Source organism: Pseudomonas sp. B21-059 (assembly GCF_026016285.1).
Lineage (GTDB): Bacteria > Pseudomonadota > Gammaproteobacteria > Pseudomonadales > Pseudomonadaceae > Aquipseudomonas > Aquipseudomonas danubii.
Window position 1 is genome coordinate 721,334 of record NZ_CP087201.1, and the last position, 24,711, is coordinate 746,044.

Below are 24,711 nucleotides of genomic sequence, written 5' to 3' on the forward strand. Positions count from 1 at the left end.
GCTGTCGCAATGACAGTCGGCCGTGTGAGATGAGCAGGGGACTCAGACGAGGATCGGCGGGGCGCGGGTCAGGGCGCCGGGGAACACGGTCTGCCGGGCGTGGCCCAGGCGCGTGGCGGGGATCAGGAAATACTGTGTGGGCGGCGCGGACAGAGCGGCGAACGACAGCCCCGAAGGCAGTGCCGGGCAATTGAACAGCAGGCTGCAATAGCCGCATTTTTCCCAGAGTACGTGTTGTTCGCCCTGGGACTTGCCCGGTTGGGCGTGATGCGGGCTTTCACCGTGACAGCCGGGCGCGCCGTCGCCCATGTCCATGGAGACGGACATGTTCATCGGCATCGCGTGATCCATCGGCATCGACTGAGAAATCAGCGGGCCGATAAAGATCATCAGCATGGCGAACAGGCTGATCCAGCTGCCGCGGCGCACTCCCGGGGAGTTGCGACGCGGCGCGGACCGCCTGCGGCCAGGCGCGTGCGGGGTGTTCACGGTAACGAGCCGGTCAGCTTAGTGAGCGTGCTTGGACTCGTGCATGGCGGCCGGTGGCTGCTTCTGTACGGCCACTTCGACGGTGACGTCGCCGGCCTTTTCAAAGTGCAGGGTCAGCGGGAAGCGCTTGCCGTCGCTGAGCAGGCTGCGGTCTTTGAGCTCCATCAGCATCACGTGGTAGCCCATGGGGGCGAAGGTCACCTCACCGCCGGCGGGCACCGCAACCTTGGCCACTTGCTGCATCTTCATCATGTCGCCTTGCATGACGTGTTCATGCAGTTCGGCCCGGCCAGAGATCGGCGAGTCCACACTGAGCAGGGTGTCGGCGTTCTTGCCTGGGTTGTGCACCACGAAGTAAGCCGCGACGGTCGGCGCGTTCGGCGGCAGCTCCTGCGACCAGGGATGGGCGATCTGCAACTCACCGGCCTTGTAGTCGTGAGCGGTGGCGAAACAGGCGGGCAGCAGCAGTGCGGCAATAAGCAGGGATTGCTTGATCAGGGACGGTTTGGACATGACGGTTCTCCAGAACGATTCAAAAACGCAGATCACTTGCGAAAGGGAATCATGCCAGAGGCGGGGCACCGGGGTTCAGGCTGGGCCATTGCTGGCGCAGGGTGAGCATTGCGATCTTCGGTTGCGGCGCGCCCGGCTGGACGGCGAAACGAATGAAATTCAGCTGGGGTACATGACCGGGCAGGGCCACCAGCGGCGCCGAGCCTGAGCAGCACCAGCAGTGCTGCATGTTCGAGTGCTCGTCGTTCTGCGGGGCTTTCTGTTCAAGCTTGCCCAGGGAAATGGCCACCATCTTGGTGCCGCTGGAAGAGCAGAAGCTGCCCCACAGCAGTTGTTCGTCCAGCCCCGAATCGTTGCGTTGCATGGCCCCGGAAAGCGGCATGGCAAGCATGTTGAACAGCACTGCGAAGCAGGCGATCCAGGCAAATGCGAGCCGTTGTCGGGACATGGGGACGATCCGTCGGTTGAGCGATCAGGCGGGTATTTAGCCTGATCGCTGTGGATAAGTAAAAAAGCAGCGTATGCGGTGTGGTGTCGCAGTGCCAGTTCAGGCCGGGCTGACGTGGAGCTTGAGTCCCAGTGCCTTCATGACCTTGATGATAGTCGCGAACTCGGGATTGCCCTGGCTGCCCAGGGCCTTGTACAGGCTCTCGCGACCCAGGCCGGTGTCGCGGGCCACCTGGGTCATGCCCCGGGCGCGGGCGATGTCGTTGAGGGCGGCGCGGATCAGCTTGCCGTCGCCGGCATCTTCCTCGAAGCAGGCGTCGAGGTAGGCCACCATGTCTTCCGGGGTCTTGAGGTACTCTGCCGCGTCGAAGCGGGTCACTGGGGTACGCATGTTTCAGCCCTCGCTCTTGAGGTCATGGGCCAGTTGCCTGGCGCGTTGGATATCGCGTCTCTGGGTGCCCTTGTCACCGCCGATCAGCAACAGGTAGATCACGGTGTCCCGGCGCGAGAAGTACACCCGATAGCCGGGGCCGCGATGGATGCGCATTTCATAGACACCTTCGCCCACCGGTTCGCAGTCGCCGAAACGGCCCAGTTGCGCCGCCCTGATCCGGGCCAGCACGCGGGTTTTTCCCTGGGGATCTTTTAGGCGTAGCAGCCAGTGGGTGAACGCCTGAGTCTGCTCAAAGACGAACATGGCGACTGTATTCCTTGGGATACGGGCTGGCAAGTCATTTGCCAGACTGAAGTCGATTGGCGCGACGACTGGCCATTGATGAGCCGGTCGCCACTGAATCGTTCCAAGGAGGCTAAAGCACTGTCTTATCGATTGCTGCCAGGGGAATCCCAAGAGTCTGTGGGGCTTGGCGACTTTGTCTGTCAGGCGTGAGACAGCTGCCCCAGGGCACTCAACACCTCGGCCACGCTGGCAAAGTGGCGGTCGACCTCGGGCAGCTCGGGACGCTTGAGCACCAGCACCGGTATGCCCCGCTCGCGGGCCACTTCCAGCTTGGGTTCGGTGGCGCTGCTGCCACTGTTCTTGCTGATCAGCACATCGATCTGCCGACGCTCGAACAGCGCTCGTTCGTCCTCGATCAGGAACGGCCCGCGGGCCCCGATCACTTCACAGCGCGGATTGCCCGGGTAGGTATCCAGGGCGCGCAGGGTCCAGAACTGGCCGGCAGGAATCTCATCCAGATGCTGCAAGGGTTCGCGACCCAGGGTGAACAAGGGCCGCTTGAAGGGTTTCAAGGCCTGCACCAAGTGCGGCCAGTCCGTGATCTCGCGCCAGTCATCCCCGGGCTGCGGCTGCCAGGCCGGACGTCGCAAGGCCCAGCAGGCAACCCCGGCCAGTTGCGCGGCGGCCTGTGCATTGGCGCTGATCTGTGCCGCGTAAGGGTGGGTGGCATCGAGCAGCAGGCCGATGCGCTCTTGGCGGATAAAGCGGGCCAGGCCCTCGGCACCGCCATAGCCGCCGACCCGTACCTGGCAGTTCAGGTCGGTGGGCACCCGTCCGACTCCGGCCAGGCTGTAGATATGTGTTGGGCCCAGGGTGCGGGCGATGGCCAGGGCTTCGGTGACCCCGCCCAGCAGCAGAATACGGGTCATGACAAGACTCCGGCATGGCCAACGATGCCGCCCTGGCGATCGATGGCGAAGACTTCCACCTGAACCTGGGCCGGCACCACGCTGCGGGCGAAGTCCAGGGCGTGCTGGCACACCGCGTCGCCCAGGGCGATCCCGGCGGCGCTGGCCATGGCCAGGGCCTGCTGGCTGGTATTGGCCTCGCGGATGGCCTGTTGCAGCGCCGGGTCGGCACCCACCGCGGCGGCCCAGCGCGCCAGTTGTGGCAGGTCGATGCTGGAATGGCGGCTGTGCAGGTCCATGTGCCCGGCGGCCAGTTTGCTGATCTTGCCGAAGCCGCCGCACAGGCTGAGTTTATCCACAGGCACTTTGCGCAGGTGCTTGAGCACTGCGCCGACGAAGTCGCCCATTTCGATCAGGGCGATTTCCGGCAGTTCGTAGACCCGGCGCATGGTGTCTTCGCTGGCGTTGCCGGTGCAGGCGGCGATGTGCAGGTAGCCATTGGTCTTGGCCACGTCGATGCCCTGGTGGATCGAGGCGATATAGGCCGCGCAGGAGAAGGGCCGGACAATGCCGCTGGTGCCCAGGATCGACAGCCCGCCGAGAATCCCCAGGCGCGGGTTCATGGTTTTCAGGGCCAGTTCCGCTCCGCCCTCGACGTTCACCGTGACTTCGAACCCGCCGGGGTAGGCCTGTTCCTCGGCGAGCCGTTGCAGGTGTTCGCTGATCATCCGGCGCGGCACGGGATTGATCGCCGGCTCACCCACGGCCAGCACCAGACCGGGGCGGGTCACGGTGCCCACGCCTTGGCCGGCGATAAAGCGGATTCCCGGCTCGGGAGTCAGGCGCACCTGGGAGTAGAGCAGGGCGCCGTGGGTCACGTCCGGGTCGTCGCCGGCATCCTTGAGGGTTCCGGCCTCGGCGCCGTCGTGGGTGCGGCGACAGAACTCCAGGCGCATCTGTACCTGTTTACCCTTGGGCAGGACGATATCCACCGCATCCGCATTGACACCCCCCAAAAGCAGGCGAGCGGCGGCCAGGCTGGTGGCCGTGGCGCAGCTGCCGGTGGTCAGGCCGCTGCGCAGGGGCGCGGGCTGTTCCGCTGTTTCCTCACGCATGCCCTTGCTCCCGTAGGAGCGAGCTTGCTCGCGAAGGGCGCGCTGCGGTCTCTTTGCTGGACGCTTTTGCGGGCAAGCCCGCTCCTGCAAGGTTCATGGCAGGTCCCGGGGTTTGTGCAGCTCCAGCAGGGTGATCGGCAGGGCCTGGCGCCAGGTGTCGAACTCCCCCAGGGGCTGGGCCTGGGCGATATGGATGCGGGTCAGTTCACCGCCGTACTGGTCGCGCCAGTGCATCAGGGTCATTTCACTTTGCAGGGTCACCGCGTTGGCCACCAGGCGCCCACCGGGCTTGAGCTGCTCCCAGCAGGTCTGCAACACGCCTTCGCGGGTCACCCCACCACCGATGAACACCGCATCTGGACGCTCCAGTCCGGCCAGGGCCTGGGGCGCGCTGCCGCGAATCAGTTGCAGCCCGGGCACCCCGAGCACGTCGCGGTTGTGTTCGATCAACTGCTGGCGGCCGTCATCGGCTTCGATGGCCAGGGCCCGGCAACTGGGGTGGGCCCGCATCCATTCAATACCGATGGAGCCGCTGCCGGCCCCCACATCCCAGAGCAGTTCACCGGGCACCGGGGCCAAGCGGGCCAGGGTGATGGCGCGCACGTCCCGCTTGGTCAACTGGCCGTCATGGCGGAAGGCCGAGTCCGGCAGGCCAGCCAGACGGGACAGTTGCGGCGTATCGGCCGCCGCCCGGCATTCGATGGCCAGCAGGTTGAGGTCGGCGATCGATGGATCGCTCCATTGATTGGCAGTGCTGTCCAGGCGTCGCTCCAAGGGCCCGCCCAAGTGCTCCAGTACCGTGATCCGGCTCGGGCCGAAGCCGCGTTCGCGCAGCAGTCCGGCGATGGCCGCCGGGCTGTGGCGGTCATTGCTCAGCACCAGCAGGCGCACGCCGCTGAACAGTTGGGCGTTGAGCGCGGCAATCGGGCGTGCCACCACCGACAGCGTGACCACCTCTTGCAGGGCCCAGCCCAGGCGGGCGGCGGCCAGGGAATAGGAGGAAGGAAAGGGCAGTACCTGCAGCTCCTCGGCCGGCAGTTGCCGGGCCAGGCTGGCCCCTACGCCGAACAGCATCGGATCGCCGCTGGCCAGCACGCAGACGGGCGTGCCGCGTTGGCTCAGCACCGGCTCCAGCGAGAACGGACTGGACCACAACTGGCGTTCGCCACGGATGCACGCCGGCAGCAGATCCAGCTGGCGCTGGCCGCCGACGATCCGCGAAGCGCCCAGCAGGGCATGGCGGGCGTTCCTGCCCAGGCCCTTGAAGCCGTCTTCACCGATTCCCACTACTGTCAGCCAGGGCGACATCTATATTCCTCAAACCTAAGGTTCCGACCGGCAGGCTTTTCATGCCTTCGGACAAAGCAGGCATAATACCGCGCCTTCGCTGACGAAGCGCTTTTCCCACACTGCCGGTCGCCCCTTTGAACGAACGTCCTATGTCCACCGCCATCCGCCCCTCGGCCTGCCCGGGGTTGCTGCGCATTGTCCCGGCGCTGGACGGCGGCATCTGCCGGATCAAGCTGGCGGGCGGCGTCATCAGTTCAGCTCAGGCAGCGGCGGTGGCCGAGGCGGCGCAGGCTTATGCCGGCGGTGTGATCGAGGCCACCAACCGCGCCAACCTGCAGATTCGCGGGATCGGCGCCGAGCACCAGGCACTGATCGACAAACTGCTGGCGGCCGGCCTGGGACCGACCACCGCCGCCGGCGACGATGTGCGCAACCTGATGCTCAGCCCCAGCGCCGGCATCGACCGGCAATTGCTGATGGACACCCGGCCCCTGGCCGGGCAGATCCTCGAGACCTTGCAGAGCCACTCGCGCTTCCATGAACTGTCGGCCAAGTTCGCCGTGCAGCTCGATGGCGGCGAAGCCCTGGCCATGCTCGAACATCATCACGATCTGTGGCTGGCCGCCTTGGTGCGGGAGGGGCAGTTGCTGTTGGCCTTTGGCCTGGCGGGCAGCCCTGTGGATAAACCCTTGGCGGCAGTGCCCCAGGAACTGGGCCATGAACTGCTGGTGGCGGTGCTGGAGCTGTTTCTCGAGCTGGCCACGCCCGAGCAGACGCGGATGCGCCACCTGTTGGCGCAGGTGCCGGTGGCGGATTTTCTTGCCCAACTGAACCTGCGCCTGAGCCGGCCCTTGTTGAGTATCGACGGCTGGCAGCGTCCGGCCTCGGTCGCTGGGCTGCACCTGGGAACTTATCCACAGCGTGAACGCGGACAGGTCTATGTCGGCGCGGTTGCGCCCCTGGGGCGCCTTGATCCCGTCATGCTCAAGGGCGCTGCGCAACTGGCCGAACAGTACGGCGACGCCAGCCTGCGCTTCACACCCTGGCAGAGCCTGCTGCTGCCCGGCATTGCCCCGGCGGATGCTCCCGGGGTCACGGCACGTCTGGGCCAACTGGGCCTGTTGTGCCGCCCTGAACAATCCCTGGCCCACCTGATTGCCTGTACTGGCTCCAGTGGCTGCGGCAAAGCCCTGGCCGACACCAAGGGCGATGCGCTGAAGTTGGCAGCCCTGCTCCAGGGTCATGGCCGTCAGCAGGCGGTGCATTTGTCGGCCTGCTCCCGTTCCTGCGCCGCCGCCCATGTGGCGCCGGCCACCCTGCTGGCGACGGCCCCAGGGCGTTACGACTTGTATCTACGCGATGCAGCGCAGCCGGGTTTCGGCGCACTGCACGCACGCAACCTTTCTATTGAAGCGGCAGAGGCACTGCTTGATGCCCGCCCACGGAGCCACCTAGATGATTGATTACATCCGCGACGGTCAGGAGATCTATCGCAACTCCTTTGCGATCATCCGCGAAGAAGCCAAGCTGGATCGCATTCCCGCCGACCTGGAAAAACTCGCGGTACGGGTGATCCACGCCTGCGGCATGGTCGAGGCCATCGATGGCCTGCAATTCTCCGCGGGCGCCGGCAAGGCCGGGCGTGATGCCCTGGCCGCCGGGGCACCGATCCTCTGCGATGCACGGATGGTCTCTGAAGGCATTACCCGGGCACGCTTGCCGGCCAACAACAAAGTGATCTGCACCCTGCGCGATGACAGCGTCCCGGAGTTGGCCCGAGAGCTGGGCAACACCCGCTCGGCGGCGGCTCTGGAGCTCTGGCGTCCGCACCTGGAAGGCAGCGTGGTGGTGATCGGCAATGCGCCCACCGCCCTGTTCTACCTCCTGGAAATGCTCGACGCCGGCGCGCCGAAACCGGCGCTGATCCTCGGCTTCCCGGTGGGCTTCGTCGGCGCCGCCGAATCCAAGGCGATGCTCGCCGCCGACAGCCGCGGCGTGCCCTTTGTGATCATGCAGGGTCGCCTGGGCGGTAGCGCCATGGCCGCCGCCGCCGTTAACGCCCTGGCCACGGAGATCGAATGATGCAGCAACCTGGACGTTTGATCGGCCTTGGCGTGGGTCCTGGTGATCCGGAGCTGATTACCCTGAAGGCCCTGCGCCTGCTGCGCGAGTCGCCGGTGGTGGCCTACTTCGTGGCCAAGGGCAAGAAAGGCAACGCCTTCGGCATCATCGAAGGGCACCTGCAACAGGCCCAGACCCTGCTGCCGCTGGTGTACCCGGTGACCACCGAAGTGCTGCCGGCGCCGCTGTCCTACGAGCAAGTGATCAGCGATTTCTACGACAGCGCCAGCCAGGAGCTGGCGCTGCATCTGGATGCCGGTCGGGATGTGGCGGTGATCTGCGAAGGCGACCCGTTCTTCTACGGTTCCTACATGTACCTGCACGATCGTCTGGCCGAGCGTTACCAGGCCGAAGTGGTGCCCGGGGTGTGCTCGATGCTGGGCGGCGCGTCGGTACTGGGCGCGCCGCTGGTGTATCGCAACCAGAGCCTGTCGGTGCTCTCGGGCGTGCTGCCCCATGACGAGCTCAAGCGGCGTCTGGCGGACGCCGACGCGGCGGTGGTGATGAAGCTGGGGCGCAATTTCCCCAAGGTGCGCCAGGTCCTGGAAGAGCTGGGGCTGGCGCAGCGTGCGCTGTACGTCGAGCGCGCCACCATGGCCAACCAGAAGATCGTGCCGCTGGATGACGTGGAGCCGATGTCCTCGCCGTACTTCTCGCTGATCATCGTGCCCGGCGAAAGGTGGCAAGGCTGATGGCCCGTTCAATTCCGGCCATCGTCATCCTTGGCCAAGGCAGTCTCGACACCGCACGGCAGATCCAGCGGCTGTATCCCGATTCGTTGATCCACGGTCTGGCGGAACGGGTCGAAGGCGCTGATCGGATCTACCACGAATTCGGCGCCACCCTGCGCCAGCTGTATCAACAGGACACGCCCATCATCGCCCTGTGCGCGGCCGGGATCGTGATCCGCACCCTGGCCCCGCTGCTGCTGGAAAAAGGCGCCGAACCGCCGGTGCTGGCCGTTGCCGAAGACGGCAGCGCCGTGGTGCCGCTGCTGGGTGGCCTGGGCGGCGTCAACGTCATGGCCCGGGAAATCGCCGCGGGCCTTGGCGTGGCTGCGGCCATTACCACCAGTGGCGAACTGCGCTTCGGCACCTGCCTGCTCAACCCGCCCAGCGGTTATGCCCTGGGCGACCTGGAGCTGGGCAAGCGTTTCGTTTCCGACCTGCTGGGTGGCGAAAGCGTGCGCATCGAAGGCGCCGCGCCCTGGCTGGCCGCGGCCAAGCTGCCCGAGAACGATCAGGCCCGCCTGACCATCCGGGTCGGCTCTGCCGAGCGCGAGCCGGCCGATAATGAGCTGCTGATCTACCCCTGCAGCGTCCTGGTCGCTTGCCGTAGCGGCCAGCTTGCTGGCGAAAGCGATACCGGCCTCGCCACCCACATCCGTCAGGCCCTGCATCAGGCGCGAATTGCCGTGCAGTCCGTCGCCTGCCTGCTGGCGGCCGACAGTGACATGGCCGATCGCGCCCTGCATCAGGCGGCTGCGCAACTGGGTGTGCCGCTGCGTTTCCTGCCGGCCGCCGGCAGTGTCGTCGAACTGGCACAGCAAGCCGTGCCGCAATTGCTGCCGCCGCTGAAGGTGGGGGACGACATCGCCATCGCCGTGGCCAGCCAGCCCCTGGACCCTGAGCGGATTGGTCGTCCCCGCGGACGCCTGGCAGTCATCGGCCTCGGTCCTGGTGCTGCCGAACTCATGGTGCCGGCGGTGAAAGCCGAACTGGCCCGGGCCAACGACATCCTCGGTTATGAAACCTACGTGCGCATGGCCGGCCCGTTCCGCGCCGATCAGGTGATGCACTGCACTGACAACCGCGAAGAAATGCAGCGTGCCCGGCACGCCTTCGAACTGGCGGCCCAGGGCCGTTCGGTGGTGGTGGTGTCGTCCGGTGATCCGGGGGTGTTTGCCATGGCCGCGGCGGTCCTGGAAGCCCTGCACGAATCCAGCGATCCGGCCTGGCATCGTGTCGACCTGGAGATCCTCCCGGGCGTCTCCGCCTCACTGGCCACCGCCGCCCAGGCCGGCGCGCCGCTGGGTCATGACTTCTGCGTACTGTCGCTGTCCGACAACCTCAAGCCCTGGGACATCATCGAGAAGCGCCTCGATCTCGCCTCCCAGGCCGATCTGGCCCTGGCCTTCTACAACCCGATCTCCCGTTCCCGACCCTGGCAACTGGGCCGGGCCCTGGAGATCGTGCGCCAGCACCGCACGCCGCAAACCCCGGTGGTGCTGGGGCGCGACATTGGCCGTCCGGGCCAGACCTTGCGGGTCATCACCCTGGGCGAGCTGACCCCGGAGCAGGTGGACATGCGCACCATGGTGCTGGTGGGCTCTTCCACCACCTGCGTCTTCCCCCGGGCCGAGGGTGGCGAGTGGGTCTACACCCCGCGCTGGTACGGCAATAAACCCTTGTAGGAGCCGGCTTGCCGGCGAAGGCGCTCGCAAGATCGCCATCGCCGGCAGCGGCTTCTAGCGCGCAGGGTCCTCATCCTCATCCTTGTCCGTGGCGGTCAGCAGCCAGGTGATGAATTCGAAGAAGCTGGCCCATCTGGCCGGGATGCGGCCGGCGACGAAAGCTTCCCGGTCGCCCAGGTCGAAATCCCAGACGCCACCGCTGTCCTTGTCCAGCAAGTAGCCGCCTTGACCTTGCAGTGAGGTGAGGGCGATGAAGTTCTTGGGCAACTCCCAGACTTCATGAATGAACTCGGTGCTCATCAGGATTTCATCACTGGGCCCGTCGATGTTCATCAGCGCTCCGTAGCTCACTCGGTCTAAGAAGTCGGCGGGGTGACAGGTCAGGTAGATCTGCGCGAACTCGCTGTCCAGGGCAATCCCCAATGTTGCCAGCGCTCGGGTGACCTCGGCGGTGTCGGGGCGCGGGCGGAAGCGGGGCTGGGCTTCGATCAGGGCGATCAACTGCGGGGGAATCATGGGTGGTCCTTGCTGATGTGTGGCCACTTATCCAAGGGCAGGCGGCCCTGCTGCTGGGCAAAGTGTTCCCGGGCCTGGCCCAGGGTTTTGTGGTTGGGTCCGCTCAGCACATCCAGCGCCTGGCTGCCGTCGTCCTCCCAATGGCAGAGGTCGCAGATCTGGTAGTCGCCCCGCGCCGTGAGGGTTCGATAACCGCAGCAGGGACAGGCCTCAAGGTACTCGATGTCCGCGCTGACGGCGTAGTCGCCCAGCCCTGCTTCACGTAGGCAGCGCCTCAGGTACAGCTGGGTCACGCCGCGATACTCGGCGCGCAGGGCGACCAGCAGCAGGGCGTCGTAGCGCGGGTCTTGCGCATCGTCCGGGGGCTCCGGTTGCGAGATGAGCTGTTGCTGCAGGTCGGGTGGCAGTGTCGCGAATTCAAGGTTGTCGCTGTCGATCCCCCACCAGTCCAGGAGCAGGGAAGCCCGAGCGGCGAGGTCGAGGCCGGGCAGCCTGTGTGTGCTCAGGAGGTCGATGGCGGCGGTGGCGCTCAGTTTTTTCATTGGGCTCGGTGTGGGCGGGCGGTTCATGGCCAGACCAGGGTCAACTGATCGGGGCGCTCGACAGGGACCCGCACGGTGACGCCGGAGGTCGACTCGGCATGGATCTGCTGGTCGTGGATCTCGACTCGGCAGAAGGGATTGGTTTCGCTGAGGACAAGCAGCCAGATCAGTGCATCCGTGTCCTTTTCCAGCAAGGCCAGGAAGCCGTCGCCGCCGTGCCCGGCGGTCTCACCGCACTGGGCATGAAAGGGCTGCGGGCCTTCGGCGGCAAACCCCAGGGTGGTGACGAAATCAGGTTCATCCCTGCCTGGGAAGTCCAGGGCCGGCATCCAGACTTTGTTGCTCAGCCGGGGATGTTCGTAGGGCAGGTCGAACAGGCAGTAGAACCCGCTGTTGAGGACCAGGGTGTTTTCCCGGGGGAAGTACCCGGCCTGCCATTGTTGCTGGATAAAGGCCGTGTCGGCGCTGTAGGGCATGGTGCGGTTCCTGCTCCTGCTGGGAAGGTTTCCTACAGTTTCGAGACCTGGCGGACCTAAGGGACCAGATAACCCCTTACCCCGGTAAAGATGATCTGTGCTGCCAGGGCACAGACGAACAGTCCCATCAGCCGGCTGACGATCTGCAAGCCTTGGTCGCCAAGGATGCGCTCGATGCGGTTGGACAGGTACAGCACCACGCCCACGGTGAGGCTGGCCAGGGCGATGCTGAGAATGGCGGTGAGCTTGTCGTCCCAGTGGGGCTGGCTGACCCCCATCACCAGCAGGGCGCCGATGGTGCCCGGGCCTACGGTCAGGGGAATGGTCAGCGGCACGATGGTCACGTCCTGTTGCACGTTGTCGGTCTGTACAGCCGACTTGCCCTGGGCCATGCCCAGGGCCGAGATGAACAGCACGCTGCCGGCACCGATGCGGAAGGCGTCCACGGTGATGCCGAACACGCTGAAGATCACCCGCCCGAACAGGTACAGCAAGACGCTGGAAACCAGGGTGGCCAGGGCGACTTTCCAGGCCAGGCGTCGGCGCTCCTTGGAGGAGTAGCCGCGGGTCAGGCTGATGAAGCATGAGAGGACGAAGAACGGGCTATAGAGCACCAGCATCTTCAGGTAAACGCTGAACAGCACGTGGAGCATGGCGGGAGCTCACGACTAGGGAGGGCGAGCCAGAGTTTAACAGGCGCCGCGCAGGCTGTCGGCTCAACTGGTGTGCGCGGTGCTGCGCTCGCGCAGGTCGCGCTGGGTGACCCAGTGTTCCACCAGCTCGCGCAGTTGCGACAACTCCACCGGCTTGGCCATGTGCCCGTCCATGCCGGCCTGGCGCGCGCGCTCCTTGTGCTCGGCGAGGATGTGCGCGGTCAGCGCCACCACCGGGGTGCGCACCCGCTGGTTGCCGACTTCCCAGGCCCGCAACTGCTGGGTGGCGGAGAAACCGTCGAGCACCGGCATTTCGCAGTCCATGAGCACCAGGTCGTAGCGCTTGGCCTTCATTGCCTGCAAGGCCTCTTCGCCGTTGCTGGCGGTGTCGGGCTGCAGATTGAGCTTGCCCAGCATGCCGCGGATGACCTTGGTGGAGATGCTGTTGTCTTCGGCCACCAGGATGCTGAAGTCGCTGGGAACGGTGATCGGCGCCGGACCCGGTGCCGGGTTCAGGGGCATGTTGTAGGGCGCGGCGGGGGCCTTGTCGCGTTGGCTGAGCTCGTCGGCCAGAGTGGTCTTGAGGGTGTAGCCGGCCACCGGCTTGGCGAGGATGCGCTTGATCCCGGCATTGCGCGCAATCACCTTGCTTGGCGCGTTGCTGATGCCGGTGAGCATGATCAGCAGGATGTCGTGGTTCAGGCTCGGGTCTTCCTTGATCTTCGCCGCCAGCTGCATGCCGGTCATGCCGGGCATGTTCTGGTCCAGCAGCACCACGTCGAAGTAGTCCCGCAGGTGCGCCTTGGTCCGCAGCAGGGCCAGGGCTTCCTTGCCCGAAGGCACGGCGCTGACGTTCAGGCCCCAGGCGCTGCATTGCTGCACCAGCACCTTGCGGCAGGTGTCGTTATCGTCCACCACCAGCACCCGCGCGCCCTGCAAGGGGCCGTCGAGGTCGGCGGTGGGATGTTCCAGGCGCTCGGCGTCCAGGGGCAGGGTCAGCCACAGGGTGCTGCCCTGGTTGGTGCCGCTCTTGATGCCGAATTCGCCGTGCATCAGCAGGATCAACTGGCGGGCGATCACCAGCCCCAGGTTGCCCCCCAGGCGGGTGGTGGCGAGGAAGTTCTTGCTGTGCAGTTCGGTGTGCAGCAGCGCTTCGCGCTCCTCGGTATCCATGGGCTGGCCGCTGTCTTGTACGGCAATGCGCAGGCGCGGTTTGCTGCTGCGCTCGTCGAGGGCGACGACGATCAGCACTTCGCCTTCGTCGGTCTTCTTCAGGGCGTTTTCCAACAGGCTCAGCAGGGCCTGGCGCAGGCGCGTCGGGTCGCCGCTGATGACCCGCGGCACCTGGGGCTGGATGAAACTGATCAGCTCGACGTTCTGCTGTTCGGCCTTGGCCCGGAAGATACTCAGGCAATCCTCGATCAGGGCGTTGAGGTCGAACTGCACGTCGTCCAGTTCGATCTGCCCGGACTCCAGCTTGGAGATGTCGAGGATCTCGTTGATCAGGGTCAGCAGCTCGTTGCCGGCACTGTGAATGGTCTGCACATAATCACGCTGCTTGACCGACAGCGGGGTGCCCAGCAGTAACTCGGTCATGCCCAGCACACCGTTCATCGGCGTACGGATCTCGTGGCTGATCTTGGCCAGGAACTCGGCCTTGGCATTGATTTCGGCGGTGCTGGCGGCCAGGTCGCGGCTGACACTGAAGCGGTTCTCGGTGATGTTGCGCTGGCGTTCGCCCAAGGCAATGCTCATCAGCAACCCGGCGATGCACACCACGCTCAGCAGGGTGACGATCAACCCTTGCGGCGCTACCAGGGTCAGGCCCAGCAGCGCCGGGAGAATCACCAGGGTGCCGAGGTTGAAAATCACCATGGCGGTGACGAACAGCCGGGCCGGACGATAGCCCTGGTGCCAGTGGTAGGCGCCAACGAACAGCATGCTCAGGCCGGCCAGGGCCACCAGGCCGTAGGTGATGATGTTCAGCGGCAGGGTGTTGACGAACAGCAGCAACAGACCGAACAGGCCGATCAGCAGAATATTGCCCAGCAGCAAGCGGTTCAGCGGGTGCGGGCCCAGTGGAGCGAAGAAGCGGTAGGCGAACATCATCCCGCAGGGCGCGGTCAGCAGCAGGGCCACGTAGGCGCCCGGTGTCTGCAACGCTTGCCAGTCCGGTAGCCAGGGACCGAGCAGGTTCAGCAGCATCAACAGGCTGAGGGTCAGCAGGCCTTCACAGGCTGCCAGCCACAGGCTGCTGCGTGAACGGGTGTAGGCGAAGCGGGTGAGGTTGTGCAGGATCAGCATCGCCAGGCAGCCGAACAACAGGCCGTAGATCAGCGTCTGGCTCTGGTCGGCGGCGCCCATCACAGCCGATTGCAGGGTGATGTAGGGACGCAGTTCATGTTCGGACACCAGGCGCAGATAGACGTCCAGCGGCTTGGCACTTTGCGGTAGTGGCAGCATGAAGTCGCTGCTGGGCAAAGGCTTTTGGGCTTGCGACTGGCTGGCGCCGGTGTTCACTTGTTCGATCAGCTTGTCGCCGTCGAGCACGTAGAGATTCAGGTGGGACAGGTCGGGGGCGAAGATCCGCAGGATCTGCTCGTGGGTTCCCGGTTGGAGCTTGAAGCGCAACCACAGGGCGCCGTCGGGTTCGGCTGCGGTCAGCTTGTCCAGTTCGATGGGGCTGAATTGGTTGGTGTAGCGCGGGGAGCGGATATCACTGAGCTGCAGGTCGGCCTGTTCGTCGAGCAAAACCGCCCAGCCACTGCCTTGAGCGGCCAGGGCCGGATTCAAGCAGAGCAAGGTCAGCAATGTGACGGTGAAGCCTAGGGCGGTCCTGAGCCAGCGCACGGCGAAATCCCTTCATTGGTTGATGCCTGATTATAACTATGCGCGGCGTGATCACCGCACGGCAAGGGCGCGAGGCCCTTGCCGGGGGGCGCTGGCAGCTTTACTCCTGGCCGCGCTCACGAGCAATGGCACGGTAGCCGATGTCGTTGCGGTAGAAGCAGCCCTGCCAGTCGATCTTGGCCGCCAGGCGGTAGGCTTGTTGCTGGGCGGCATCGACGCTGTCACCCATGGCGGTGGCGCAGAGCACCCGGCCGCCGGAGGTCACGACCTGACCGTCCTTGAGTGCGGTGCCGGCGTGGAACACCTTGCCTTCCAGTGCAGCGGCGGCGTCCAGGCCAGTGATGGCCGCGCCCTTGGCATAGTCGCCAGGATAGCCGCCGGCGGCGAGGACGATGCCCAGGCTCGGGCGTGGGTCCCACTGGGCTTCGACCTTGTCCAGGGCCTGGGCCAGGGCGGCTTCCACCAGCAGCACCAGGCTCGATTGCAGGCGCAGCATCACCGGTTGGGTTTCCGGGTCGCCGAAGCGGCAGTTGAACTCGATGACTTTCGGGTTGCCGGCTTTGTCGATCATCAGACCGGCATAGAGGAAGCCGGTGTAGACGTTGCCTTCCTCGGCCATGCCGCGAACGGTGGGCCAGATCACCAGATCCATCACCCGCTGGTGCACTTCTGAAGTGACCACCGGTGCTGGCGAGTAAGCGCCCATGCCACCGGTATTGGGGCCAGTGTCGCCGTCGCCGACGCGTTTGTGGTCCTGGCTGGTGGCCATGGGCAGCACGTTCTTGCCGTCGACCATGACGATGAAGCTGGCTTCCTCGCCGTCGAGGAACTCCTCGATGACCACGCGGGAACCGGCATCACCGAAGGCATTGCCGGCCAGCATGTCACGCACGGCTTCTTCGGCTTCGGCCAGGGTCATGGCGACGATCACGCCTTTACCGGCGGCCAGGCCGTCGGCCTTGATCACGATCGGCGCGCCTTTTTCCCGCAGGTAGGTCAGGGCCGGCTCGATCTCGGTGAAGTTCTGGTAGTCGGCCGTCGGGATCTTGTGGCGTGCCAGGAAGTCCTTGGTGAAGGCTTTCGAACCTTCCAGCTGCGCGGCGCCGGCGGTCGGACCGAAGCAGTCCAGGCCACGGGAGCGGAACAGATCCACCACGCCGGCCACCAACGGTACTTCCGGACCGACGATGGTCAGGGAGACGTTCTTCTCAGCGAAATCCGCCAACTGCTCCAGGGCCAGGACGTCGATGGCGACGTTCTCGCACTTGGCTTCGATGGCGGTACCGGCGTTGCCGGGGGCGACGAATACTTTTTCGACCCGTGGGTCCTGAGCGACTTTCCAGGCCAGGGCGTGTTCGCGACCGCCGCTACCAATGATCAGTACATTCATTTCAAAAACCTCGGATGACGCTAATTCTGTTTTGGAACCTGAAGCGCTGCACGCCTCAGGAGGTTGCAATGACAGAGGTAGATGCAAGGCGGAGCCCACCTCGATGAGCGCAGTTGCCTGTTGGCAATGAGCGTCATCGGGGTGGGCTCCAACGCAGCAGATGCCGGTGCCAGTGCGACCGTTGTCGTATCAGTGACGGAAGTGGCGCATGCCGGTGAACACCATCGCAATGCCAGCCTCGTCAGCTGCGGCAATCACTTCGTTGTCACGCATCGAGCCGCCTGGCTGGATCACCGCCGTGATGCCGACCTTGGCCGCGTTGTCGATGCCGTCACGGAACGGGAAGAAGGCGTCGGAAGCCATCACTGCGCCCTGCACTTGCAGGCCGGCGTGTTCGGCTTTGATCGCAGCGATCCGCGCCGAGTTCACGCGGCTCATCTGGCCGGCGCCGACACCGATGGTCTGGCGGTTCTTGGCGTAGACGATGGCGTTGGATTTGACGTATTTGGCGACTTTCCAAGCGAAGATCAGGTCGTGGATCTCTTGCTCGGTCGGGGCGCGTTTGGTCACCACTTTCAGGTCATCGGCGCTGATCATGCCGATATCGCGGCTCTGCACCAGCAGGCCACCGTTGACGCGCTTGTAGTCCCAGGCCGGTACGCGGTCTGCCGACCACTGGCCACAGGCCAGCAGGCGCACGTTGGCTTTGGCGGCGACAATGGCGCGGGCTTCTTCGCTGACGCTCGGGGCGATGATCACTTCGACGAACTGACGCTCGACGATGGCCTTGGCGGTTTCGGCGTCCAGTTCGCGGTTGAAGGCGATGATGCCGCCGAAGGCCGATTCGGTGTCGGTGGCGTAGGCCAGTTCGTAGGCCTGGCGGATGCCGCCTTCAGCGTCCGGGCTTACCGCCACGCCGCACGGGTTGGCGTGCTTGACGATGACGCAGGCCGGCTTGACGAAGCTCTTCACGCATTCCAGGGCGGCGTCGGTGTCGGCTACGTTGTTGTAGGACAGCTCCTTGCCTTGCAGCTGGGTGGCGGTGGCGATGCCGACTTCGGCAGGCTTGGCTTCCACGTAGAACGCCGCGCTCTGGTGCGGGTTCTCGCCGTAGCGCATTTCCTGGGCCTTGATGAACTGGCTGTTGAAGGTCCGCGGGAATTCGCTGCGGCCGGATGTCGAGAGGGTCTCGGCGGCCTGGTTCACGGTGCCCATGTAGTTGGCGATCATGCCGTCGTAGGCGGCGGTGTGTTCGAAGGCCTTGAGCATCAGGTCGAAACGCTGGGCGTAGGTCAGGCCGCCGGCCTTGAGGCTTTCCAGGACGCCGGCGTAGTCGCTGGCATTGACCACGATGGCCACGTCCTTATGGTTCTTGGCCGCCGAGCGGACCATGGTCGGGCCGCCGATGTCGATGTTCTCGATGGCGGTCGGCAGGTCGCAGCCGGGCTTGGAAATGGTGGCTTCGAAGGGGTAGAGGTTGACCGCCACCAGATCGATGGGCTTGATCCCGTGCTCGTTCATGATGGCGTCGTCGATACCGCGACGACCGAGGATACCGCCGTGGATTTTCGGGTGCAGGGTCTTGACCCGGCCGTCCATCATTTCCGCGAAACCGGTGTAATCCGCGACTTCCACTGCGGCCACGCCGTTGTCCTGCAGCAGTTTGAAGGTCCCGCCGGTGGAGAGGATCTCCACACCGAGGGCTTCCAGCTCCTTGGCGAATTCGAGGATCCCGGTCTTGTCGGAAACACTGATCAAGGCGCGGCGGATCGGCAGGCGGGTAGTCTGGTCGGTCATCTCAATTTCCATCAAAAGCAAAGGAGTCAGCAAAAAAGGCGACCGTTTTTTACGCGGGCGCCTTTCTGGTTTGATTGAATGCTTACAACAAATCGTACTGCTTGAGTTTCTTGCGCAGGGTGCCGCGGTTCAGACCCAGGAGTTCGCTGGCCTTGGTCTGGTTGCCCTTGACGTAGTTCATCACGCTTTCGAGCAACGGAGCCTCGACTTCGGAGAGCACCAGGTTGTACACGTCCGTGACGGCAGCGCCCTCAAGGTGGGCGAAATAATTGTGCAGCGCCTTCTCGACACTCCCGCGAAGGGTCTGGCCTTCTTCGCTGGGGGTATTGAGGTGCTGTTTCAAATTCACGTTGTCGCTCACGGGTGCAGTTCCACTCACTAAAGTCTCGGTCATCATCGTCATGCGGCCACCCCCTCTCCGTCCCCTGTTTCCAGGCTCTTGTAACGTCCGGCAAAGAACTCACGAACGTTGGCGCATTGTGCTTCCGTATCTTCCAAACGATTGAAGTGGGCGCGAAACTCCCTGGCGCCCGGCAGGGTTGCGAGATACCAGCCCACATGCTTGCGCGCAATGCGGACGCCCATGACCTCCCCATAGAAGGCATGCAGCGCGGCCAGGTGCTCTAGCAGAATACGTTCCACCTCGAACAGCTCCGGTGCCGGGAGGGTTTCACCGGTACGCAGGAAGTGCTCGATTTCACGAAAAATCCATGGCCGCCCCTGGGCGGCCCGGCCGATCAACAACCCGTCGGCCCCGGTGGCGTGCAATACCTGCCGGGCCTTCTCGGGCGAGTCGATATCGCCGTTGGCAAAGACCGGAATCGACACCGCCTGCTTGATCGCGGCAATGGTGTCGTACTCGGCTTCACCGGTGTACAGGTCGGCCCGGGTCCGACCGTGGACCGCCAGTGCCGTGATGCCCGCCTGCTCGGCGATCTTCGCCACCGTCAGGCCGTTCTTGTTCTGCCGGTCCCAGCCGGTGCGGATCTTCAGGGTGACCGGTACATCCACTGCGGCCACCACCGCCTGGAGAATCTCGTTGACCAGGGCTTCGTCTTTCAGCAACGCGGAACCGGCAGCCTTGTTGCAGACCTTCTTCGCCGGACAACCCATGTTGATATCAATAATCTGTGCGCCCAACTCGACGTTGGCGCGGGCGGCGTCTGCCAGCATCTGTGCATCGCCACCGGCAATCTGTACCGAGCGAGGCTCGGGATCGCCTTCGTGGATCATGCGCAACCGCGATTTGCGGCTGTTCCACAAGCTCATGTCGCTGGTGACCATTTCCGAGACTACAAGGCCCGCGCCCAACTGCTTGCAAAGCTGACGAAAGGGCTGGTCGGTGACCCCCGCCATCGGGGCGAGAATCAAGCCGTTGTGCAATGTATATGGGCCGATGCGTACCGCCGACATAGGACTTCCCTGTTGTGGGGCCGGATCATGAGAGTTCGAAAAAGGGTTGGCATGATACCCGCTCTCGATGACCGGATAAAGGCTGAATTGGATAAAATCTGAACAGTTCTTCCGTTATCGCCCGGTGATCAATCTGAGCGATACAGTCATAAATCTGTCGTCAATCCAGAGTTGTCCGTTAGTCTGATCAGCCGATTCACTCGGGCGAGTGGAAACTCAGACTGTAGTTCACCGCTTTCGGTCCTGGGTCGAGAATATCCAGGGCGATGTGAATCGGCGTCTGCGGTGGCATTTCCGCCACATCCTGCATCTCGCCGCCCAGGTACTCCCCGGGTTTGAAACTGCGGCTGGCAATCAGGTGGCCGTTGAGGTCGGCGAAGCGCAGCTCCAGCAGAGGGAAGGGTTGGGAGAAGGGCGCGCGGTTATAGATGATGGCGTCCACCACCAGCGCCCCGCTGAATTCCGGGTGGCTGCGCACCACCAGGTTGCTGCTCTTGATTCGGGCGATATCCACCCGGGATGGCACCGTACAGCCGAGCTCCGGGCACAACTCCTGGAACCACGGCCGGTACTGGTCCTGGCGTGCGAGCTCGTCGAAGTGATACGCGACGTATTGTCCGACCAGGCCGCCGGCGGCCAGCAGGATCAGCAGCAGCCAGAGCAGGCGCCGGCCCCAGGGGGAGCGGCGTTTCTGCCAATCGAGGTGGATCGGATCGTCCACCAGGTCCAGCAGTACATCCTCCTTGACTCCGGGCTCGCTGCGTTCGCGGCGCTTCTTGCCGGGGGAGGCTGCTGGCGATGGTTCGTCGTGTTCGTCGGCGTCTGTGGACACCTGGGCCTCGAAGGGTTCCAGGTCGTCGTCATGGCGCAGTTTCGGCGTCTTTGGCTCGTCATCCAGATCCGCCAGGTTGAAGGACAGCGAAGGCTCGGTGCGACTGGGACGGACCGGCTCAGGGGCGATGTCGTCCTGATGCGCCTGGGCCTTGAGGGGGGCGGGCTCGGACTCATCGTGTTCACTGGCGCTGCCGAACAGGCCGTCGGGCCAGTGGGCTTCATCGGCGCCCTGAGGGTCGCGACGGGCACTGAGGCTGTCTTCCTGGTGTTCGCGTTCCTGGCCAAAGGCCTTGGCCGGCTGGATCTCCCGTTGCTCGAGCTTGGCCAATTCCTCGTCGAGGTCCAGGTGATCCAGGTCCATCTCGGCGGCCGACCATTGTTTCTGGCTGATGGCGCGCTGGGGAGGTGCCGCCGCCGGCGTTGGTGCGGGGGCGGGCGGCTGCTCGGGTTTAGGCGTCGCAGCTGGCGCGGGCGCGGGTGCGGTTGCCGGTTTCGCCGCCGGCCTGGACGTTGCGTTTTCCTTGGCGGCGCGCTGCTCAAGCAACTGCCGCGCGGCGTTGAACACCTGCAGGCAGGAGCCACAGCGAACCACCCCGCGGGCCACGCTCAACTGAGCATGGCTGACACGGAACCTGGTTTGGCAATGCGGGCACTGGGTGACGAAACTGTCGGTCATGCGGCCATCCGGATTATGCAGGCGGCCATTCTAGCGCCGACGGCCGGTGATGCGCACCCAGCCATCGAGGGTGGCGATCGGATCCAGATCGAAGTCCTGGGCATAGGCCGCAGCCACTTCTTCGCCTTGTTCGGCGAGGATGCCGGAGAGTGCCAGGCGTCCTCCGGACTTCACCAGGCCGGACAGTTGCGGGGCCAGGGAGACCAGCGGGCCGGCCAGGATATTGGCCACCAGCACATCGGCCTGTACTTGTGGAAGTTGCTCGGGCAGGTACAGCGGGAACAGTTCGTCGGCAATACCGTTGCGCCCGGCGTTGTCGCGGGAGGCTTCCAGTGCCTGGACATCGATATCGGTGCCGACCGCTTGCTTGGCGCCCAGCAGCAGGGCAGCGATGGCAAGGATTCCCGAGCCGCAACCAAAGTCCAGCACGTTGCAGTCCTTGAGGTCCTGGCCGTCCAGCCACTCCAGGCACAGCGCGGTGGTCGGGTGGGTGCCGGTGCCGAAGGCCAGGCCCGGGTCCAGCAGCAGGTTGACCGCGTCAGGCTCCGGTGCGGCGTGCCAGCTTGGAACGATCCACAGGCGCTGGCCGAAACGCATCGGCTGGAAGTTGTCCATCCAGCTGCGTTCCCAGTCCTGGTCCTCGATGACTTCGCTGTGGTGCTCGGGCAACGGGCTGCCGGTCAGCAGTTCCAGGTGAGCGAGCACGCTGGCGGCTTCAGTGCCGCCTTCGAACAGAGCCAGCAAGTGAGTGTGGGACCACAGTGGCGTGGTATTGAGTTCGGGTTCGAAGATCGGCTGATCCTCGGCGTCCATGAAGGTGACCGAGACGGCACCGACTTCAAGAAAAGCGTCTTCATAGGTTTCGGCTTGTTCTGGGCTGATGGCGAGACGGACTTGCAGCCAAGGCATGGCGGGCACCTTTGAAAATATGTGATGTGCAGCCTAGCGGGCCGCGAGAAGCGCGCAAGTTTACGCGAGACGACCCGCAGGAGCGAGGGGGACGCCTAGTTCTTGCTCGCGTTGGCCGTTGATCGGGGAGGGCACGCAATGGCCGTTGTGCGGTTGGCGGGCAAGCTCGCTTGTACAGGGGCGCGCAGGGGCAAATGACAGATACGACAAGGCCGCTCGAAAGCGGCCTTGTCGGTGTGGCGAGTGCCGATCAGTGTTGCTCGGCCAGCTTGTGCTCGAGGTAGTGAATGTTCACGCCCCCTTTGCAGAAGCCTTCGTCACGGGTCAGATCGCGGTGCAGCGGGATGTTGGTCTTGATTCCGTCGACGACGATTTCGTCCAGCGCATTGCGCATGCGCGCCATGGCTTCGTCACGGGTCGCCCCGTAGGTGATCAGCTTGCCGATCAACGAATCGTAGTTCGGTGGAACCGCGTAACCGCTGTACAGGTGCGAGTCGACGCGCACGCCGTTGCCGCCCGGAGCATGGAAATGCTTGACCGTGCCTGGGCTTGGCATGAAGGTTTTCGGGTCTTCGGCGTTGATCCGGCATTCCAGGGCGTGACCGCGAATGACCACGTCATCCTGGGTGAACGACAGCTTGTTGCCGGCGGCGATGCTGAGCATCTCCTTGACGATGTCGATGCCAGTGACCATTTCCGAAACCGGGTGCTCTACCTGCACGCGAGTGTTCATCTCGATGAAGTAGAAGCGGCCGTTCTCGTAAAGGAACTCGAACGTACCGGCACCGCGGTAGCCGATGTCGATGCACGCCTTGACGCAGCGGGCGAAGACTTCCTGGCGCGCAGTCTCGTCGATGCCCGGTGCCGGCGCTTCTTCGAGGACTTTCTGGTGACGACGCTGCAGCGAGCAGTCGCGGTCGCCCAGGTGGATGGCGTTGCCCTGGCCGTCGGACAGCACCTGAACTTCCACGTGACGTGGGTTGGTCAGGAACTTCTCCAGGTAGACCATCGGGTTGCCAAACGCCGCGCCGGCTTCGGAGCGGGTCAGCTTCGCCGAGGCGATCAGGTCTTCTTCCTTGTGCACCACGCGCATGCCGCGACCACCGCCGCCGCCAGCGGCCTTGATGATCACCGGGTAGCCGACTTCACGGCCAATGCGCAGGGCGGTTTCTTCGTCTTCCGGCAGTGGGCCGTCGGAACCTGGAACCGTAGGAACACCAGCGGCGATCATGGCGTGCTTGGCGGAAACCTTGTCGCCCATCAGGCGGATGGTTTCAGCTTTCGGGCCGATGAAGGCGAAGCCGGAGTTTTCCACCTGTTCGGCGAAGTCGGCGTTTTCCGCCAGGAAGCCGTAGCCAGGGTGGATTGCGGTAGCGCCAGTGACTTCAGCGGCCGCGATGATGGCCGGAATGTGCAGGTAGGACTGCGCGGCTTGCGCAGGCCCGATGCAGACGGATTCGTCCGCCAGGCCCAGGTGCATCAGCTCCTTGTCGGCCTTGGAGTAGACGGCGACGGTCTTGATCCCCATTTCCTTGCAGGCACGCAGGATCCGCAGGGCGATTTCGCCGCGGTTGGCGATCAGGACTTTTTCCAACTTCGCAGGCTTCAACATCAAAGACTCTCCGCGGTTCAAACGATGGTGAACAGCGGTTGGTCGTACTCAACCGGCTGGCCGTCTTCGACAAGAATGGATTCGATCACACCGCTGGTTTCAGCTTCGATGTGGTTCATCATCTTCATCGCTTCGACGATGCACAGGGTGTCGCCCTTCTTCACGCTCTGGCCGACTTCAACGAAGGCTGGCGAGGTAGGCGAAGACTTGCGGTAGAAAGTACCGACCATTGGCGAGCGGGCCACGGTGCCGTTCAGCGCAGGTGCGGCGGGGGCGGCAGGAGCAGCGGCGGCGGCCGGGGCGGCAGCGGCAGGTGCAGCTACGGGGGCGGCAACCGGAGCCGGTGCGTAGTACTGCTGGGCTGGAGTCTTGCTGTGGCGGCTGATGCGCACGGACTCTTCGCCTTCCTTGATCTCCAACTCGTCGATGCCGGACTCTTCCAGCAGTTCGATCAGTTTCTTAACTTTACGGATATCCATGAATCATCAACTCCCAAGGGTCGGTCAGGGGCGTTTAGCTTGTTGTTCAAGCTGCTCTAGTGCGGCCTCCAGGGCCAGTCGGTAACCGCTGGCGCCAAGGCCGCAGATCACTCCCACCGCAACGTCGGAGAAGTAGGAGTGATGGCGGAAAGGTTCGCGTTTGTGCACGTTGGACAAATGCACTTCGATGAATGGGATGCTCACTGCCAGCAGCGCGTCACGTAATGCGACGCTTGTATGTGTAAAAGCTGCTGGATTGATCAAAATGAAGTCCACGCCTTCATCGCGGGCGGCATGGATACGTTCGATCAATTCGTACTCGGCATTGCTCTGCAGATACTGCAGATGGTGCCCGGCATCACGGGCCCGCTGCTCCAGGTCCTGGTTGATCTGGGCCAGGGTGGTTGCACCGTAGACCCCCGGTTCACGGGTGCCGAGCAGGTTCAGGTTGGGGCCGTGAAGCACCAGTAGGGTGGCCATCGGTTGTTCCTTGTTATCGGGGTGCTGTTGTCAGAACCCGGCGACTATGCCGGAAAGACTTTATGACTGTCCAGTTCTCTGCAATAGCCAGCACGATGACCGATGTTTG

Annotated in this window: 26 protein-coding genes; 4 read left to right on the forward strand and 22 right to left on the reverse strand. The window is 64.3% G+C overall.

The window, feature by feature from the left end; translation table 11 throughout:
- Window positions 1-42: 42 nt before the first annotated feature.
- The 8 genes from LOY69_RS03190 to cbiE all read right to left on the reverse strand — a co-directional run bounded on the left by LOY69_RS03190 (window position 43) and on the right by cbiE (window position 5,459).
- Window positions 43-489, reverse strand: a complete 447-nt coding sequence (locus LOY69_RS03190) for a DUF2946 domain-containing protein (RefSeq protein WP_265074120.1) — start codon at window positions 487-489, stop codon at window positions 43-45.
- 18 nt (window positions 490-507) lie between these two features.
- Window positions 508-1,002 (reverse strand): copper chaperone PCu(A)C, encoded by a 495-nt coding sequence (locus LOY69_RS03195; protein WP_102881961.1) that lies wholly within the window; start codon window positions 1,000-1,002, stop codon window positions 508-510.
- 49 nt (window positions 1,003-1,051) lie between these two features.
- A complete protein-coding gene (locus LOY69_RS03200; RefSeq protein WP_102881960.1) occupies window positions 1,052-1,450 on the reverse strand; it encodes a DUF2946 domain-containing protein in 399 nt (132 codons plus the stop codon).
- Window positions 1,451-1,549: 99 nt separating this feature from the next.
- Window positions 1,550-1,840 carry an addiction module antidote protein gene (locus LOY69_RS03205; protein WP_102881959.1) on the reverse strand — a complete coding sequence of 97 codons (291 nt, stop codon included), beginning with the start codon at window positions 1,838-1,840 and terminating at the stop codon, window positions 1,550-1,552.
- A gap of 3 nt (window positions 1,841-1,843) precedes the next feature.
- Window positions 1,844-2,146, reverse strand: coding sequence for a type II toxin-antitoxin system RelE/ParE family toxin (locus LOY69_RS03210; protein WP_123391220.1), 303 nt, complete (start codon window positions 2,144-2,146; stop codon window positions 1,844-1,846).
- Window positions 2,147-2,328: 182 nt separating this feature from the next.
- Window positions 2,329-3,057, reverse strand: coding sequence for a cobalt-precorrin-6A reductase (locus LOY69_RS03215; RefSeq protein ID WP_110650887.1), 729 nt, complete (start codon window positions 3,055-3,057; stop codon window positions 2,329-2,331).
- Entirely contained in the window at window positions 3,054-4,151 is a 1,098-nt protein-coding gene (locus LOY69_RS03220) for a cobalt-precorrin-5B (C(1))-methyltransferase (RefSeq protein ID WP_102862980.1), read from the reverse strand. The genes LOY69_RS03215 and LOY69_RS03220 overlap by 4 nt, the downstream gene beginning before the upstream one ends.
- 93 nt (window positions 4,152-4,244) lie before the next feature.
- A complete protein-coding gene (gene cbiE, locus LOY69_RS03225) occupies window positions 4,245-5,459 on the reverse strand; it encodes a precorrin-6y C5,15-methyltransferase (decarboxylating) subunit CbiE (protein ID WP_265074121.1) in 1,215 nt (404 codons plus the stop codon).
- A 131-nt stretch (window positions 5,460-5,590) separates the two neighbouring features.
- Between cbiE and cobG the strand changes: the two genes are divergently transcribed.
- From cobG to cobJ, 4 genes are read left to right on the forward strand one after another with little or no spacing between them, the layout of a single operon-like run.
- The gene (gene cobG, locus LOY69_RS03230; protein WP_320110044.1) at window positions 5,591-6,904 is read left to right on the forward strand and encodes a precorrin-3B synthase; all 1,314 of its coding nucleotides are present in this window, start codon (window positions 5,591-5,593) and stop codon (window positions 6,902-6,904) included.
- The gene (locus LOY69_RS03235; RefSeq protein WP_102862983.1) at window positions 6,897-7,523 is read left to right on the forward strand and encodes a precorrin-8X methylmutase; all 627 of its coding nucleotides are present in this window, start codon (window positions 6,897-6,899) and stop codon (window positions 7,521-7,523) included. Before cobG ends, LOY69_RS03235 begins: the two co-directional genes overlap by 8 nt.
- On the forward strand, window positions 7,523-8,254 hold the full coding sequence (locus tag LOY69_RS03240) for a precorrin-2 C(20)-methyltransferase (protein ID WP_102862984.1): 732 nt from the start codon (window positions 7,523-7,525) through the stop codon (window positions 8,252-8,254). Before LOY69_RS03235 ends, LOY69_RS03240 begins: the two co-directional genes overlap by 1 nt.
- Window positions 8,254-9,975 carry a precorrin-3B C(17)-methyltransferase gene (cobJ, locus tag LOY69_RS03245; protein ID WP_265074122.1) on the forward strand — a complete coding sequence of 574 codons (1,722 nt, stop codon included), beginning with the start codon at window positions 8,254-8,256 and terminating at the stop codon, window positions 9,973-9,975. Before LOY69_RS03240 ends, cobJ begins: the two co-directional genes overlap by 1 nt.
- Before the next feature lie 54 nt (window positions 9,976-10,029).
- On the opposite strand, the gene LOY69_RS03250 is transcribed toward cobJ, so the two are convergent.
- From LOY69_RS03250 to aroQ, 14 genes are all read right to left on the reverse strand, one after another.
- The gene (locus LOY69_RS03250; protein WP_265074123.1) at window positions 10,030-10,491 is read right to left on the reverse strand and encodes an SMI1/KNR4 family protein; all 462 of its coding nucleotides are present in this window, start codon (window positions 10,489-10,491) and stop codon (window positions 10,030-10,032) included.
- Window positions 10,488-11,033, reverse strand: coding sequence for a CPCC family cysteine-rich protein (locus LOY69_RS03255; RefSeq protein ID WP_265074124.1), 546 nt, complete (start codon window positions 11,031-11,033; stop codon window positions 10,488-10,490). The genes LOY69_RS03250 and LOY69_RS03255 overlap by 4 nt, the downstream gene beginning before the upstream one ends.
- 23 nt (window positions 11,034-11,056) lie before the next feature.
- Window positions 11,057-11,509: a hypothetical protein gene (locus LOY69_RS03260; protein WP_265074125.1), complete on the reverse strand. Its 453-nt coding sequence runs from the start codon at window positions 11,507-11,509 to the stop codon at window positions 11,057-11,059.
- Window positions 11,510-11,565: 56 nt separating this feature from the next.
- Window positions 11,566-12,162 carry a MarC family protein gene (locus tag LOY69_RS03265; protein WP_003171467.1) on the reverse strand — a complete coding sequence of 199 codons (597 nt, stop codon included), beginning with the start codon at window positions 12,160-12,162 and terminating at the stop codon, window positions 11,566-11,568.
- Window positions 12,163-12,225: 63 nt separating this feature from the next.
- Window positions 12,226-15,012: a hybrid sensor histidine kinase/response regulator gene (locus tag LOY69_RS03270; RefSeq protein ID WP_110650877.1), complete on the reverse strand. Its 2,787-nt coding sequence runs from the start codon at window positions 15,010-15,012 to the stop codon at window positions 12,226-12,228.
- A gap of 100 nt (window positions 15,013-15,112) precedes the next feature.
- Complete coding sequence (gene purD, locus LOY69_RS03275; protein WP_265074126.1) at window positions 15,113-16,402, reverse strand: phosphoribosylamine--glycine ligase; 1,290 nt, start codon at window positions 16,400-16,402, stop codon at window positions 15,113-15,115.
- Window positions 16,403-16,591: 189 nt separating this feature from the next.
- The gene (gene purH, locus LOY69_RS03280; protein WP_102862991.1) at window positions 16,592-18,199 is read right to left on the reverse strand and encodes a bifunctional phosphoribosylaminoimidazolecarboxamide formyltransferase/IMP cyclohydrolase; all 1,608 of its coding nucleotides are present in this window, start codon (window positions 18,197-18,199) and stop codon (window positions 16,592-16,594) included.
- An 82-nt stretch (window positions 18,200-18,281) separates the two neighbouring features.
- On the reverse strand, window positions 18,282-18,602 hold the full coding sequence (gene fis, locus LOY69_RS03285; RefSeq protein WP_007921650.1) for a DNA-binding transcriptional regulator Fis: 321 nt from the start codon (window positions 18,600-18,602) through the stop codon (window positions 18,282-18,284).
- Entirely contained in the window at window positions 18,599-19,612 is a 1,014-nt protein-coding gene (gene dusB / locus LOY69_RS03290; RefSeq protein WP_016968220.1) for a tRNA dihydrouridine synthase DusB, read from the reverse strand. The genes fis and dusB overlap by 4 nt, the downstream gene beginning before the upstream one ends.
- Window positions 19,613-19,808: 196 nt before the next feature.
- The gene (locus tag LOY69_RS03295; protein ID WP_102881948.1) at window positions 19,809-21,122 is read right to left on the reverse strand and encodes a DUF3426 domain-containing protein; all 1,314 of its coding nucleotides are present in this window, start codon (window positions 21,120-21,122) and stop codon (window positions 19,809-19,811) included.
- Between the two features lie 30 nt (window positions 21,123-21,152).
- Window positions 21,153-22,031 (reverse strand): 50S ribosomal protein L11 methyltransferase, encoded by an 879-nt coding sequence (gene prmA, locus LOY69_RS03300; RefSeq protein WP_102862993.1) that lies wholly within the window; start codon window positions 22,029-22,031, stop codon window positions 21,153-21,155.
- 250 nt (window positions 22,032-22,281) lie between these two features.
- Window positions 22,282-23,643 (reverse strand): acetyl-CoA carboxylase biotin carboxylase subunit, encoded by a 1,362-nt coding sequence (gene accC, locus LOY69_RS03305; RefSeq protein WP_015633996.1) that lies wholly within the window; start codon window positions 23,641-23,643, stop codon window positions 22,282-22,284.
- Window positions 23,644-23,660: 17 nt separating this feature from the next.
- On the reverse strand, window positions 23,661-24,122 hold the full coding sequence (gene accB / locus LOY69_RS03310) for an acetyl-CoA carboxylase biotin carboxyl carrier protein (RefSeq protein WP_015633997.1): 462 nt from the start codon (window positions 24,120-24,122) through the stop codon (window positions 23,661-23,663).
- A gap of 24 nt (window positions 24,123-24,146) precedes the next feature.
- On the reverse strand, window positions 24,147-24,602 hold the full coding sequence (gene aroQ / locus LOY69_RS03315) for a type II 3-dehydroquinate dehydratase (protein ID WP_025130565.1): 456 nt from the start codon (window positions 24,600-24,602) through the stop codon (window positions 24,147-24,149).
- Window positions 24,603-24,711 lie beyond the last annotated feature (109 nt).

Bases quoted from the DNA above. Each gene is read 5' to 3' on its own strand.
- LOY69_RS03240 (WP_102862984.1), top strand. From the start codon at position 7,523: ATGCAGCAACCTGGACGTTTGATCGGCCTTGGCGTGGGTCCTGGTGAT.
- LOY69_RS03235 (WP_102862983.1), top strand. From the start codon at position 6,897: ATGATTGATTACATCCGCGACGGTCAGGAGATCTATCGCAACTCCTTT.
- accB (WP_015633997.1), bottom strand. From the start codon at position 24,122: ATGGATATCCGTAAAGTTAAGAAACTGATCGAACTGCTGGAAGAGTCC.
- LOY69_RS03215 (WP_110650887.1), bottom strand. From the start codon at position 3,057: ATGACCCGTATTCTGCTGCTGGGCGGGGTCACCGAAGCCCTGGCCATC.
- accC (WP_015633996.1), bottom strand. From the start codon at position 23,643: ATGTTGAAGCCTGCGAAGTTGGAAAAAGTCCTGATCGCCAACCGCGGC.
- LOY69_RS03210 (WP_123391220.1), bottom strand. From the start codon at position 2,146: ATGTTCGTCTTTGAGCAGACTCAGGCGTTCACCCACTGGCTGCTACGC.
- fis (WP_007921650.1), bottom strand. From the start codon at position 18,602: ATGACGATGATGACCGAGACTTTAGTGAGTGGAACTGCACCCGTGAGC.
- LOY69_RS03250 (WP_265074123.1), bottom strand. From the start codon at position 10,491: ATGATTCCCCCGCAGTTGATCGCCCTGATCGAAGCCCAGCCCCGCTTC.
- LOY69_RS03295 (WP_102881948.1), bottom strand. From the start codon at position 21,122: ATGACCGACAGTTTCGTCACCCAGTGCCCGCATTGCCAAACCAGGTTC.
- purD (WP_265074126.1), bottom strand. From the start codon at position 16,402: ATGAATGTACTGATCATTGGTAGCGGCGGTCGCGAACACGCCCTGGCC.
- LOY69_RS03260 (WP_265074125.1), bottom strand. From the start codon at position 11,509: ATGCCCTACAGCGCCGACACGGCCTTTATCCAGCAACAATGGCAGGCC.
- cbiE (WP_265074121.1), bottom strand. From the start codon at position 5,459: ATGTCGCCCTGGCTGACAGTAGTGGGAATCGGTGAAGACGGCTTCAAG.
- dusB (WP_016968220.1), bottom strand. From the start codon at position 19,612: ATGTCGGCGGTACGCATCGGCCCATATACATTGCACAACGGCTTGATT.
- cobG (WP_320110044.1), top strand. From the start codon at position 5,591: ATGTCCACCGCCATCCGCCCCTCGGCCTGCCCGGGGTTGCTGCGCATT.
- aroQ (WP_025130565.1), bottom strand. From the start codon at position 24,602: ATGGCCACCCTACTGGTGCTTCACGGCCCCAACCTGAACCTGCTCGGC.
- LOY69_RS03205 (WP_102881959.1), bottom strand. From the start codon at position 1,840: ATGCGTACCCCAGTGACCCGCTTCGACGCGGCAGAGTACCTCAAGACC.
- prmA (WP_102862993.1), bottom strand. From the start codon at position 22,031: ATGCCTTGGCTGCAAGTCCGTCTCGCCATCAGCCCAGAACAAGCCGAA.
- LOY69_RS03195 (WP_102881961.1), bottom strand. From the start codon at position 1,002: ATGTCCAAACCGTCCCTGATCAAGCAATCCCTGCTTATTGCCGCACTG.
- LOY69_RS03255 (WP_265074124.1), bottom strand. From the start codon at position 11,033: ATGAAAAAACTGAGCGCCACCGCCGCCATCGACCTCCTGAGCACACAC.
- LOY69_RS03265 (WP_003171467.1), bottom strand. From the start codon at position 12,162: ATGCTCCACGTGCTGTTCAGCGTTTACCTGAAGATGCTGGTGCTCTAT.
- purH (WP_102862991.1), bottom strand. From the start codon at position 18,199: ATGACCGACCAGACTACCCGCCTGCCGATCCGCCGCGCCTTGATCAGT.
- LOY69_RS03220 (WP_102862980.1), bottom strand. From the start codon at position 4,151: ATGCGTGAGGAAACAGCGGAACAGCCCGCGCCCCTGCGCAGCGGCCTG.
- LOY69_RS03200 (WP_102881960.1), bottom strand. From the start codon at position 1,450: ATGTCCCGACAACGGCTCGCATTTGCCTGGATCGCCTGCTTCGCAGTG.
- cobJ (WP_265074122.1), top strand. From the start codon at position 8,254: ATGGCCCGTTCAATTCCGGCCATCGTCATCCTTGGCCAAGGCAGTCTC.